Below are 12,595 nucleotides of genomic sequence, written 5' to 3'. Positions count from 1 at the left end.
CTGCCACGCGCAGGCTTTTTCATGTCCGGCTGGCACGCAGGAACACCGAAAACAGCTCGGATTGCGAATTGATGCCCAGCTTGCTGTACAGATGTTTCTTGTGCACCCGCACCGTTTCCACCGATATCTGCAGGCGCTGGGCAATCGCCTTGCTGGAATGGCCGCCCAGCATCAGCTGCGCCACCTCGTTCTCGCGCAGGGTCAGGCCCTGCCCTTCCAGCCCCCCATGTACGGCGGCATGCGTCACCGCTAGCGGCTTGGCCGTACTGGCTTGTTCAAAGTGCAGACGCTGGCGCATCAGTGCCATCACCCAGGGCTGCAGCAGGCTCAAGGTCGCCATCTGCGACGGTGAAAAGCGCTGACCAGCCCCCAGCGACAGGCACAGTGTGCTGCCATCTTCACGCGGCAGGTTGAACTGTACTTCGTCCTCGACGATGTTCAGGCTGAAATAGCGTTGGTAATAATCGGTAAAGGGGAAACGGTCCGGGGCTACCTCGTCCAGCCGCAATAGCCCGGCATGGCGGTGTTCCAGGCTGGCCACATAAAACGGGTCCAGCCGGTACAGGCCCTGCAGATAATCCTGGAACAAGGTATCCACGCCGCCATCAGCCATGGCCTGCTCGGCCAGCACCAGTGGTGGCCGCTCGGGAAAAAACAGCAGTACCACCCAGCTGTCAAACGCCACATAATCCGCCAGCACACCGAGCAGTGCCGGCCAGAATACCGGCTTGTCCAACTGATCGATCAAGCGCCCCACCGTGCGGTGCCAGGCAATATCCTGTAATTGCAATGCCACGACTACCCCAATCTGGTTACCCACTTGATGTAATTTTCATACGCTTAACAGCAGCCGATACTGAGCCCTGCGCTGACAGCCTCTCAAGCTAGCACGCTTCCAGACTCTCCAACAGCCTCCCTGCCAACAACAGGACTGTGCCGGCGATGTAGTCTGACAACAGCCAAATAAGGAGACAGCATGATTGTAGAACTGGCCCAACTGCCTGGCGTGGATGGCGACATCCCGGCCAACACTGCCAGCGCCCTGGACGCCATCGCCCGCTGCGGGCCGGATACCCGGCTGCTGGTATTCCCGGAAACCACTCTCAGCGGCTTTCCCACCGCTGACAATATCGCCGCACTGGCGCAGCCCATAGCCGGCCCGGCCATCAGCACCATCCAGCAGGCCGCACGCGAAAAGAACATCAGCGTGGCCATCGGTTTTGCCGAGTCGCATGAAGGCCGCTTTTACAACACCACGGTGCTGCTCACCCCGCAGGGCGTGGCACTGGCTTATCGCAAAACGCATTTGTGGGCTTCCGACCACGGCATCTTCACCCCCGGCGATGCACTGGTGAGCTGCGAGTGGGAGGGCCTGCGCGTGGGCATCCTGATCTGTTACGACATCGAATTCCCGGAAACCGCCCGCGCCCTGGCCCAGCAAGAGGTGGACCTGCTGATTGTCACCAACGGCAATATGGACCCCTACGGCCCGGTACATCGCACGGCGATTACCGCCCGTGCCATGGAAAACCAGCTGTTCGCGGTGATGACCAACCGCTGCGGCAGCGGCGACGGCCTGCAATTTGCCGGTGAAAGCGCGGTGATCAACCCCTTTGGCCAATTGGTGGCCAGTTGCGGCCGCGACCCGCAACAGCTGCGCGTGGCACTGGACCTGAAGCAACTTGAGGCCAGCCGCCGCGACTACCGCTATCTGCACGACCGGCGCATTACCCTGGCCGGCGACATCAGCACAGGAGAACACGGCCAGCGCAGCTTCCGCATCAAACACTAGGCAGTGGGCAGCCTCCGCCAACCGGACGCGCCACGTCCACCCGGAGCGGCAGCCCGTCGTAAGGTGAAGTGCATACAAAAGAGACAGGCTCATGACAACAAACACAAACATGAGCAACAAAGGAGAAACAATGGAAACGAAACAACTGGAGCGCTCGCTGACGCTAGGCTCCGTGGTGCTGTTTGGCCTGGCCTACATGACGCCCATCATCGTGCTGGGTACATTTGGCATCCTGGCGCAAATGACCGATGGCATGGTGCCGGCCTCCTATCTGGTGGCACTGGTGGCCATGCTGTTTACCGCCTACAGCTATGGCCGCATGGCAGCGGCCTTTCCGGTAGCCGGCTCGGCCTATACCTACACCCGCAAATCCATTCACGCCAAACTGGGCTTTCTGGTGGGCTGGGCGGTGCTGCTGGATTATCTGTTTTTACCGATGGCCATCTGGCTGATCGGTGCGGCCTACCTCGCTTCAGCCTTCCCAAGCATTCCGATGGCGGTGTGGGTGATTGCCTTCATCGTGTTCACCACGCTGATCAACATCATCGGCCTGAAGATGGCCAATACCGTCAATTACCTGATGATGCTGCTGCAGTTCCTGGTGCTGCTGGCCTTTGTCGCGCTGAGCATCCACTATGTGGCGGGCGATGCCAGCAAACCCTTGTGGAATCTGGCACCCTTCTTCCGTGGCGACATGAAGCTGCCGATGATCATGGCTGGTGCCGCCGTGGCCTGTTATTCCTTTCTGGGTTTTGATGCGGTCAGCACCCTCACCGAGGAAACCCGCGATGCACGCCATACCATTCCGCGCGCCATCATGTGGATTACCATCATCGGCGGGCTGATTTTCGTGGTGACATCATACTTTGTGCAGCTGGCCCACCCGTCCAGCCAGTTCAAGAGTGTGGATGATGCGGCGTTCGAGATTGCCAAGAATATCGGCGGCGACCTGTTTGCCAGCATCTTCCTGATTGGCCTGATCGTCGGCCAGTTTGCTTCCGGCCTGTCGGCGCAGGCCAGCGCCTCGCGCCTGCTGTACGCCATGGGCCGCGACGCGGTGCTACCGCCGTCCATCTTCGGCAAACTGCATGCGCGCTTTCGCACCCCGGTCAACAATCTGGTGATTTGCGGCGTGGTGGCCTTGCTGGCGCTGAAGCTGGATGTCACCACCTCCACCTCCTTCATCAACTTTGGTGCTTTCCTGGCGTTCAGCTTCGTTAACTTGTCGGTGATTGCCCACTACTACGTGCGCCAGCGCCGCCGTGCGCCGCGCGACTTCTTCCTGTTCCTGCTGTTTCCGCTGATTGGCATGCTGGCCGACCTGTGGCTGCTGGTCAGCCTGGATAGCCGCGCCATCATGCTGGGGCTGATCTGGCTGGCGCTGGGGATTGCCTATCTGGCCAAGCTCACCGGTTTCTTTCGCCGCGAGCCGCCGGAACTGGATTTTGTCGAGGCTGAAGGCTGAGTCTCTGAGCAACACAAGCAAAAAAGCCCTGATTTCTCAGGGCTTTTTCTTTTGCACCAGACCTGCGCGGCTTACACCGACAGATAGGACGACTGCTTCAGACCACGGCAGAACTCGGCAAAGAACACATTACGCTCATCGCTGGACAGGTCGGCCGCACGGGCTTTTTCTTCGTAGCGATTGAGGATTTCCTCCGGCGACAGGTGCACATAGCGCAGCATGTCTTCGATGGTGTCATGCTCCTCGACACCGGCAAATTCCAGCTGGCCGTTGTCGCGCACATAGACGTTGACCGAGTCGGTATCACCGAACAGATTGTGCATGTCGCCCAGGATTTCCTGGTAGGCACCCACCATGAATACCGCGATCAGGTATTCCTTGCCCGGCTCCACATCATGCACCGACATGCTGGATTCAATGCTTTGCTGGTCGACATACTGCTTCACCTTGCCATCCGAATCGCAGGTCAAATCCTGCAGCACCGCGCGGCGGGTAGGCTGCTCGTCCAGCCGGTGTACCGGCATGATGGGCAGGATCTGGTCGATGGCCCAGGTATCCGGCAGGCTCTGGAATACCGAGAAATTGCAGAAATACTTGTCGGCCAGCTTGTCGGTCAGTTCGTCGTAAACCTGGCGCTGCGAACGCTGGCTGGCTTGCAGCTGGCGATGCAGACGACGGCACAGGGTGGCGTGCACGTCTTCGGCCATGGCCTTTTCCTTGAGCGAAATACGGCCAGCGGAGTACAGGTCGGACACGTCGGAGGCGTAATGGCTGGCACGGTAATAGATTTCCGTCACCATTTCTTCGTCGGTCAGCTCCATCAGCTCGAACAGCTTACGCACCGGCTTGGCCAGTACCGACAGGTCGGCCACTTCCGGCACGCTTTCCGGCAGGCGTTCCACATCGGTCACGTTCATGATCAGCACCGCGTGGTGAGCAGTCATGGCGCGGCCGGATTCGGACAGGATGCGCGGATGCGGAATGCCGTTTTCGTCGCAGAACTCAGCCAGCATCGACACGATGACTTGGGCGTATTCGTCCATGTCGTAGTTGATGGAGCTGGCATTGCGCGAATGGGTGCCGTCGTAGTCCACACCCAGGCCACCGCCGACATCGACGTGATCAATGGGCAGGCCTAGCGCACGCAGCTCGGCAAAGTAGCGCACCGCTTCGCGGAAACCGGCACGGTAGTCGCCGATATTGGCGATTTGCGAACCCATGTGGAAGTGCATCAGCCGCACGCAGTCGGACATGCCGGCAGCAGCCAGCTTGTCGGCAGCAGAAATCAGCTGGGCAGCGGACAGGCCGAACTTGCCCTTGTCACCGCCGGTATCTGCCCACTTGCTGCTGGCCAGCGAGGACAGGCGCACGCGCATACCCAGCATCGGGCGTACACCCAGCTTCTTGCTTTCTTCAATCGCCAGGTCAACTTCGGATTCTTTTTCGATGACGATGAACACCTGATGGCCCAGCTTCTGGCCAATCAGCGCCAGCCGCACGAACTCGCGGTCCTTGTAGCCATTGCAGATGATGGTGCCGCCTTTTGGCGCCAGCGCCAGCACGGCCATCAGTTCCGGCTTGGAGCCGGCCTCCAGACCAATGGACACCTCGCGCGTGGCGATGATGCTCTTCACCACCGCTTCTTGCTGGTTGACCTTGATCGGATAGATGGCGGTGTAGCGGTTGCCATAATTCTGCGCGGCAATCGCCGTATCGAAAGCGCGGCACAGGCGTGTCACGCGGTCCTGCAGGATGTCGGGGAAGCGCACCAGCAGCGGCAGGTCCAGTCCCTTGGCGCCCAGCTGGCGGCTTAATTCGTGCAAATCGATACGCGTGTCGTGGCGCACATTGGGTTGCACCTGAATGCAGCCATTGTCGCCCACGTCAAAATAACCCGCCCCCCAATGCCGGATGCCATACAGGCTCCGGCTATCAGCCACAGTCCAAGCCATGAGATTTTCCCTCAATGATTCGATGGATAACCCCGCTCCTTAGTGCGCGGCTTTCGGGCTACAAAGCTTTTATGTGGGCCTGGGATGTCGGAGCGAAACAATTGATTGTCAGTGTTTTGCATTGCAAAACGAGCGCGGATTTTAACAACATCACGCAGCTTGACAAGTAAAAGTTTGATGACGTGGCCTGACGTCCATTTTTTTGGACAAATCACATGACATGGCAGCCTTTTCCGGCCGCCGATAAATGGCAGATGTGCTGCCGGCCGATGCCAGCGGTAGCATATCTTCCATTCTTCCGCGGCAGGCGGTCCGCAGCGGCACTGTGCAAGATTTTCAACATCCACCACTCTGCCGCGCAGGCTTGCCAGACGGGCAATATGCGGCAGCAAGCGGTCAGGAAGTGGCCTACAGCGCATCCAGCATGCGGTAGTAGGCCATGCCCAGCACCAGCGCCGGGGTGCGCAGCAGCTTGCCGCCAGGGAAATCACGGTGCTGCAGCCGGGCAAACAGATCGAGCCGCCCTGCCGTGCCGGCAATGGCCTCGGCCACCACCTTGCCAGCGATGCCGGTTACATTCACCCCGTGACCGGAAAAACCCTGCATGTAGTAGATATTGCCAGCCAGCCGGCCCAGGTCCGGTGCGCGGTTGACGGTGATATCGCAGAAACCGCCCCAGGCATAGTCCACTTTCACATCGGCCAGCTGCGGAAACACCCGCAGCATGTCGTGGCGCATGGCAGCAGCCAGATCGTGCGGCGGTTTGCCGGAATAGCTGACCTTGCCGCCAAACAACAAACGGTGATCAGCCGACAGGCGATAGTAGTCGAGCACAAAATTGGTATCGCACACCGCCATATTGTTGGCAATCAGGCTGGCCGCACGCTCGCGGCCCAGCGGCTCGGTGGCAATGACATAAGTCCCTGCCGGCATGATCTTGTGCTCCAGCTGCGGCACCAGCTGGCCAATATAGGCATTGCAAGCCAGCACCACGTGGTCGCAGCTGATGGTACCGTGCTCGGCATGCACTTTGGGGCGGCTACCCTGTTCCAGCCGCACGACCGGTGTCTGCTCGTAAATCCTGACACCGGCAGCCAGCGCGGCCCGCGCCAGCCCCAGCGCATAATTCAGCGGATGCAGATGCCCGGAGCGTGGGTCATACAGCCCCCCCAAGTAACGCTCACTGCCCAGTTGCTGCGCCAGCGTTGCCTTGTCCCACAGTTCCATACCGCCATAGCCATATTCTTCCTCGGCTTCCTGCTGCCAGTCTGCCAGCTCCTGCATGTGGCGTGGCTTGAGCGCGGCATTGCAAAAGCCGCGTGTCCAGTCGCAAGCGATATCATGCCGCCGGACACGCTCATCGATGATATCGACGGCCTCCACCGACATATCCCACATTACCCGCACCAGTTCCGCCCCCAGCTGTTCGCGCAGGGTGTCGATGCCGCAGGCATAGCCAGCAATTACCTGTCCACCATTGCGGCCAGAAGCCCCAAAGCCCACAGCCGAGCCCTCCAACAGGGCCACCGACAAGCCACGCTCGGCCAGATTGAGCGCGGCCGACAAGCCGGCCAGCCCGCCGCCCACCACGCACACATCAAAACTGGCCGCGCCTTGCAGCTCGGGGCAGGCCTGCCAGGCATGGGCACTGGCGCAATAGTAGGAAGGTGCGTGTGGCTGTCTGGCAAAGCGGAGCATAAATACCTCGCGAGCAATCTAAAGATAAGGGCAGGATAAATTCGGAAAACCGCTGGTCAGATTGCGGCTAAGCCAGACGGAAAAAGAGCGGACACTCTTGCGAGTTATCCGCTCTTGGCCTGTGTGGGGCAGACTGCGCTCCACTCACAACACCCCGGTAGCCGCGGTGCAGCTACCCGGCTTTGTTGGCGTCGCTTACTGAGTCAGCACTACCGGCACATCGGCACGCCAGCTGACAAATACCGGATCCCCCCAGGTCGGGGCGGTTTCATCGGCATCGTACCAGCGCGAGGACGGCACCACGGTTTTGACGATCTTGCCGCTGGCCAGCTTGATATGGAAGATGGAGTAGCTGCCCATATAGGCGATATTTTCCACCACACCGGATGCCATGTTCGGGCCGGCAGCCACCGGCTTGCGGTCCAGGCGCACATCTTCCGGGCGCACACTGGCCCATACATGCATGCCCTTGGGCCCGGTGATGCCGTGGTCGATACGCACCACGCCACCCAGCTCCTGCGAGGAGATTTCCACGCGGTCGGCCTCGTCCACCGTCACTGCGCCTTCGAACATATTGGTTTCACCGATAAATTCGGCAGTGAAACGACAGTTCGGGTAGTCGTAGATTTCGGTCGGGGTGCCCACTTGCAGCAGCTTGCCTTCGCTCATGATGCCGATACGGTCGGCCATGGTCATGGCTTCTTCCTGGTCATGGGTCACCATGATGCAGGTCACGCCCACTTTTTCGATGGTGTTGGCCAGTTCCAGCTGGGTTTGCTGGCGCAGCTTCTTGTCCAGTGCGCCCAGCGGTTCATCCAGCAGCAACAGTTTCGGACGCTTGGCCAGACTGCGGGCCAGGGCCACACGCTGCTGCTGGCCACCGGACAGCTGGTGCGGCTTGCGGTTGGCGTACTTGCGCATCTGAACCAGATCGAGCATTTCATCGACACGGGCACTGATCTCACCCTTGGGCAGCTTGTCCTGCTTCAGGCCGAAAGCGATATTCTCGGCCACGGTCATGTGCGGAAACAGCGCATAGCTCTGGAACATCATGTTGACCGGGCGCTCGTACGGCTCCAGACCAATGATGTCTTCGCCATCCAGAATGATCTTGCCCGAGGTCGGGGAGTCCATGCCCGCCAGCATGCGCAGCAGGGTGGACTTGCCGCAGCCGGAACTACCCAGCAGGGCGAAAATTTCGTGTTGTCGAATATCCAGATCGACATGGTCAACGGCAACGTTGTCACCAAACTTCTTCACCACTCCGCTGATGCGCAGATAGGGTTTGTCATTGGCTTGCACGCTCTGAACCTGCTTGGCAGCCTGTGCGCCCGCAACTGATTGAACCGGCTTATTGGCCGCTACAGCATCCGTCATGATTTTGCTCCCTCCAACTATTCCAGCCTTGGCGGCTGATTTCGCGTGTTCGCGACCTGATTATCGGGTCAGCTTCCAGAAAGGGCAGCCGGGCTGCTCCTCCCACTCGCACCTAATCCGCTTTCAAAACAATACCAGTACCCAACCCGGATGGGCAGTAGCCAGTAAGGAAAAAAGCGGGAAAAACGATCAAATCGGAAACGATAACATTTCGAGGAGGCTGGCAAAAACAGGCGTGACCTGTGCTGTCATCATGGACGGCAATATCTGCGGTAGCGTATTTCATGCTGGCTCCTCCCCTACTCTCCCGTACGTGGTGATACTTGCAGGCGCTACTGACAAGGGGCAAACCGCATGCGCCTGACAAGAATGCCTGCACTACCACCCAGAGCAGTCTTTACCGCTGCTCTTTTGCTGGAGAGAAGCCTAGCTTACGTTTAATAAATTTGACAAGCCTCAACACGAAACTTGATCAAAAGTGGTGCTGCAATGTGGCTTCCCAGCCTCACAGCGCCTTTATTTTGGTAAAAAACTCACCATGCCAGAAAATATTTGATACAAAACCGGCAAAATTCTGCTGCTTGTTTAATTCATCAAACGCCCATTTGCAGCGTGTTTCCCTGAGTCGGCAACAGGTGCCGCCGCTCGACGAACAAGGAGCTGCCCGCCTGCTTTTTGGCCTGTTTCTTGGCCTCGGCGGTGGCCGAGCCAACTTCATAGTGGCTGGGGTACTGGCCGGGGCTCACCCGCACCACCCCCACCGACAGGCTGGTGAGCGGAAAACGCATCGGCTCGCCATTGCGACCGCTCATTTCAAAGCCCCCGGCGGCCAGGTGCGACGGATCAAAAAAACTGCGCACACTGCGATCGAACTCCTGCAGCATGCTCTGCAATTTGTCTTGCCAGTCTGCAGACTGGAATAACAGCGCAAAATCATCGCCGCCGACATGGCCGACAAAATCCCGGTCCGGGTCTGCGCACTCCATCAGCAAACGTCCCACCAACTGAATCATTTCATCACCAGCCGCATAACCATACAGGTCGTTGAAGGGCTTGAAATTGTCCAGATCGGCATACGCCACCACAAACGGCAGCCGGGCTTCCAGCAGACGATCGATGGCTTCGGATAGCGGCACATTGCCGGGCAGGCCGGTCAAGGGGTTGGCATAGCGGGCGGCGGAAATCTGCAGCTCGGTCATCTTGCGCATCAGTGCAAAGCCGGTGCCCATGCCCAGATAACGCCCGTTTTCGGTAATGATGAAGCCATCCACCAGATAGCGCTGTTCCGAAGCCACCACCAGTGCCGACAGCTCGTGCACATTGATGTCGGCACTGACAATCAGCGGCTGCTTGTCCATCATCATGGTGCAGGGTTTCTTGCCGAACAGTTCGCGATTGAATGGCCGGGCAAAGCTTTCCAGCAGATGGTGGCGGCGCAGCAGGCCAATGGGCACGCCATGCTCGACTACCGGAATGGCAAAGCGCGCCGGGTCGCTGGCAAAAATCCGGTAGGCTGCCTCATTGGGCAGCTTGGGCTCCAGGTAGGGCACTTCCTGCAGCAAATCACGCGCTACCGCAGGCACTTGCCATGGCAGCCGTGGCCGACTGCCCGACCACGCCACACCTTTGACATGAATTTGCAGATCCAGCGCGGGCACCGCGCTGGGTCGGGCCAGCAGGTAACCCTGGCCATAGCGCACGCCCAGCCGCTGCAGCGTGCGCAGCTCGGCCACGGTTTCTATGCCCTCGGCCACCAGCATGGCGCCAGACTGACGCGCGATATCCACCATGGAGCGGACAAATTGCTCCTTGAGCGGGTCCAGATGCAGCTGTTGCACAAAGTGCTTGTCCAGCTTGACGAAATCCGGCCGCAGTTCTGACCACAGTCGCAAATTGGAAAAGCCCTCACCCAGATCATCCAGCGCAATACGGAAGCCGTGATCGCGATAATGCTCGGTGGCACAGCGCAAGGCGGTATAGCTGCCACCAGGCGTGGTTTCGGTGACCTCGATAATGATGCGTTCGGCTGCCAGCCCTATTTTTTCCAGAAAGGACAGTGTTTCGCCGTGCCGATGCTCGGGAGCCAGCAAGGTAGCCGGGCAGATATTCAGAAACAGCAAACCGGACAGTGCCAGTTCGACAAAGCGTTCCATGGTGACCTGGCGGCAGGTGCGATCCAGCATCACGGTCATATTGCAGCGCTCGGCCTGGTCAAACAGGCTGACGGGGGCATGCAACGGGCTGTTGGAAGGGCCACGGATCAAGCCCTCGTAACCGAGGATGATGCCGCTTTCCAGATCAACAATGGGCTGAAACACCGGCTGCAAGCGCCTTTCATTGATGATCAGCTCCAGCTCCTGACAGCGGGAGGCTGATTGCTCCAGCTCCGCCACTTCCGTCTGAGACATACAGTTCATACCCGATTATCAAGCCATCCCGCCATTTACCATGGCAGCACTTTAAACTTTTCAAATGACAATCTGGTGACCTGACACCCATATCGCCAGCAAAACCGCGTCTCTCGCTGGCCGGCCTGCTGCAATGCAGCCTAGAATGAAACCAGAGACCCGCCAGCCGGCGGTCAGGCAAGCCCGCACAGGAGCCGCCCATGCCACACATCACGCTCAATGGACATTCACTGTTCTACGAACTGACCGGACAAGGCCAGCACACCCTGTTGCTGTTCAATGGCATCACCATGTCGACTCCGGCCTGGACCCTGATGACCCCGGCACTGGAAAGCCAGTACCAGCTGTTGCGGCTGGATTTTCTCGGCCAGGGCCAGAGCGACAAGCCGGTGACGGAAAAGTACGCGCTGACCGAGCAGGCTGATCTGGCCGCGGCCTTGCTGGACGCTCTGCAGCTGGAAAAAGTCTATCTGGTGGGCCTGTCCTATGGCGGCATGGTGGCGCAGCATTTCGCCCACCGCCATGGCCAGCGCCTGCACAAGTTGCTGCTGGCCTCCACCCTGGCCTGGTCGGACGAGGTCAACAACCGCATCAGCCAGAGCTGGATCGAATCCAATGCCATCGGTGGCCTGGACTTACGTTACAACGCCAGCGTGCCCTGGCTGTTTTCCAGCCGCTTCCTGGCAGCCAATGCCGCCATGCTAGACGATATGAAAGTCATGGCCGGCATGGTGGACTGGGATGCCGTCATCCGGCTGATCAATGGCGTCAAGGAGCACGATGCGCGCAACTGGCTGCAACAGATCAAGCTGCCCTGCCACATCCTGCTGGGGGAAGAAGACCGCCTGACGCCGCTTTATCAAGCCCACCTGCTGCAACAACGCATTAGCGGTGCCACGCTGGAGCTGCTGCCACATGCCGCCCATGTGCTGCATATCGAAGCTGCTGAAGCCTTTGTGCGCAGCATTTTCCGCTTTTGCCAGCCCTAAGCTGGCCCTGCGCCACTACAACAAGATGAATACCGAGGAGAACCTGATGGAAGAAGCCGTACTGCTCAAGGTCAGCCCACAGGGCATTGCAACCGTTACCCTGAATCGCGGCGAATTGCACAATGCACTGGATGACAAAATGGTGGAATTGCTCACCGCCACCCTGCAAACCCTGGCAGAAGACGACAGCATCCGCGCCGTGATCCTGACTGGCGAAGGCATCAGTTTTTCCGCCGGCCACGACAGCGCCTGGATGCGCCGCCTGACCGACTACGACGAAGCCCAGCTGCGGCGCGATGCCCAGCGCCTGTCTACCCTGCTGGAAACGCTGGACCACCTGCCCAAACCCACCATCGCCCGGGTACAAGGCTCGGCCTTCGGTATTGGCGCGGCGCTCATCGCCTGCTGCGATGTCTCCATCAGCGTGTCCGAGGCCCTGTTCTGCTTTTCTGACGTCAAGCTGGGCATCATTCCGGCACTGGCCGCACCCTATATCGTGCGCGCCATCGGCCCGCGCGCCGCGCGGCGCTATTTTGTTACCGCCGAGCGCATCAATGCCGGCAAAGCCCGCCGGCTGGGGCTCATCCACCAGACCGTGGAAAACGACGAACTGGACGATGCCGTCGATCACATGTGCCGCCAACTGCTACTGAACGGCCCGCATGCCATGATTGCCGCCAAACAGCTGATCCGTGACATCGAACACCGCGATATCGGCCCGGAAGTCATCGCGCTGACGGTGGATCGCATCGTCGCCCTGCGGCGCAGCGAAGAAGGCCAGGAAGGGGTCAAGGCTTTTCTGGAAATGCGCAAACCCGGCTGGATAGACTGAGTTTGCCCATATACGGCATCCGCGTTCAAATGCGCGGCATGCCGGCTTCAAGCCATGCGGGAATGGTTACAATCAGCCCTTC

At 59.4% G+C, this 12,595-nt stretch carries 10 protein-coding genes; 4 read left to right on the top strand and 6 right to left on the bottom strand.

Features of this window, described 5'->3' with window-relative positions:
- Positions 1-19 precede the first annotated feature (19 nt).
- Positions 20-796: a helix-turn-helix transcriptional regulator gene (locus H2Z84_RS10050; RefSeq protein WP_181835879.1), complete on the bottom strand. Its 777-nt coding sequence runs from the start codon at positions 794-796 to the stop codon at positions 20-22.
- A gap of 180 nt (positions 797-976) precedes the next feature.
- Here H2Z84_RS10050 and H2Z84_RS10045 point away from each other — a divergent pair, with 180 nt between their 5' ends.
- Together H2Z84_RS10045 and H2Z84_RS10040 are read left to right on the top strand one after the other, a co-directional pair.
- A complete protein-coding gene (locus H2Z84_RS10045; protein ID WP_181835878.1) occupies positions 977-1,792 on the top strand; it encodes a carbon-nitrogen hydrolase family protein in 816 nt (271 codons plus the stop codon).
- A gap of 130 nt (positions 1,793-1,922) precedes the next feature.
- Positions 1,923-3,257 (top strand): APC family permease, encoded by a 1,335-nt coding sequence (locus tag H2Z84_RS10040; RefSeq protein WP_181835877.1) that lies wholly within the window; start codon positions 1,923-1,925, stop codon positions 3,255-3,257.
- Positions 3,258-3,328: 71 nt separating this feature from the next.
- Here H2Z84_RS10040 and speA read toward each other — a convergent pair whose 3' ends face one another.
- The 5 genes from speA to H2Z84_RS10015 form a co-directional block, all read right to left on the bottom strand.
- Positions 3,329-5,209, bottom strand: a complete 1,881-nt coding sequence (gene speA / locus H2Z84_RS10035) for an arginine decarboxylase (protein ID WP_103525097.1) — start codon at positions 5,207-5,209, stop codon at positions 3,329-3,331.
- A gap of 408 nt (positions 5,210-5,617) precedes the next feature.
- Positions 5,618-6,907 carry an NAD(P)/FAD-dependent oxidoreductase gene (locus H2Z84_RS10030; RefSeq protein ID WP_181835876.1) on the bottom strand — a complete coding sequence of 430 codons (1,290 nt, stop codon included), beginning with the start codon at positions 6,905-6,907 and terminating at the stop codon, positions 5,618-5,620.
- 195 nt (positions 6,908-7,102) lie between these two features.
- The gene (locus H2Z84_RS10025; protein WP_181835875.1) at positions 7,103-8,284 is read right to left on the bottom strand and encodes an ABC transporter ATP-binding protein; all 1,182 of its coding nucleotides are present in this window, start codon (positions 8,282-8,284) and stop codon (positions 7,103-7,105) included.
- A gap of 112 nt (positions 8,285-8,396) precedes the next feature.
- Complete coding sequence (locus H2Z84_RS10020; RefSeq protein WP_181835874.1) at positions 8,397-8,570, bottom strand: hypothetical protein; 174 nt, start codon at positions 8,568-8,570, stop codon at positions 8,397-8,399.
- A 307-nt stretch (positions 8,571-8,877) separates the two neighbouring features.
- Positions 8,878-10,701 carry a GGDEF domain-containing protein gene (locus H2Z84_RS10015; protein ID WP_258869359.1) on the bottom strand — a complete coding sequence of 608 codons (1,824 nt, stop codon included), beginning with the start codon at positions 10,699-10,701 and terminating at the stop codon, positions 8,878-8,880.
- A gap of 191 nt (positions 10,702-10,892) precedes the next feature.
- Here H2Z84_RS10015 and H2Z84_RS10010 point away from each other — a divergent pair, with 191 nt between their 5' ends.
- Both H2Z84_RS10010 and H2Z84_RS10005 read left to right on the top strand, forming a co-directional pair.
- Entirely contained in the window at positions 10,893-11,681 is a 789-nt protein-coding gene (locus H2Z84_RS10010; protein ID WP_181835873.1) for an alpha/beta fold hydrolase, read from the top strand.
- Between the two features lie 46 nt (positions 11,682-11,727).
- On the top strand, positions 11,728-12,513 hold the full coding sequence (locus H2Z84_RS10005) for an enoyl-CoA hydratase-related protein (protein WP_181835872.1): 786 nt from the start codon (positions 11,728-11,730) through the stop codon (positions 12,511-12,513).
- Positions 12,514-12,595: the final 82 nt, after the last annotated feature.

Source organism: Aquitalea aquatica, from assembly GCF_013911085.1.
GTDB classification, from domain to species: domain Bacteria; phylum Pseudomonadota; class Gammaproteobacteria; order Burkholderiales; family Chromobacteriaceae; genus Aquitalea; species Aquitalea aquatica.
This window is presented reverse-complemented; position numbering and strand designations above follow the sequence as displayed.

Excerpts from the sequence above, each read along its gene's own strand:
- H2Z84_RS10045 (WP_181835878.1), top strand. The coding sequence starts at position 977 with ATGATTGTAGAACTGGCCCAACTGCCTGGCGTGGATGGCGACATCCCG.
- H2Z84_RS10040 (WP_181835877.1), top strand. The coding sequence starts at position 1,923 with ATGGAAACGAAACAACTGGAGCGCTCGCTGACGCTAGGCTCCGTGGTG.
- speA (WP_103525097.1), bottom strand. The coding sequence starts at position 5,209 with ATGGCTTGGACTGTGGCTGATAGCCGGAGCCTGTATGGCATCCGGCAT.
- H2Z84_RS10030 (WP_181835876.1), bottom strand. The coding sequence starts at position 6,907 with ATGCTCCGCTTTGCCAGACAGCCACACGCACCTTCCTACTATTGCGCC.
- H2Z84_RS10025 (WP_181835875.1), bottom strand. The coding sequence starts at position 8,284 with ATGACGGATGCTGTAGCGGCCAATAAGCCGGTTCAATCAGTTGCGGGC.
- H2Z84_RS10020 (WP_181835874.1), bottom strand. The coding sequence starts at position 8,570 with ATGAAATACGCTACCGCAGATATTGCCGTCCATGATGACAGCACAGGT.
- H2Z84_RS10015 (WP_258869359.1), bottom strand. The coding sequence starts at position 10,701 with ATGAACTGTATGTCTCAGACGGAAGTGGCGGAGCTGGAGCAATCAGCC.
- H2Z84_RS10010 (WP_181835873.1), top strand. The coding sequence starts at position 10,893 with ATGCCACACATCACGCTCAATGGACATTCACTGTTCTACGAACTGACC.
- H2Z84_RS10005 (WP_181835872.1), top strand. The coding sequence starts at position 11,728 with ATGGAAGAAGCCGTACTGCTCAAGGTCAGCCCACAGGGCATTGCAACC.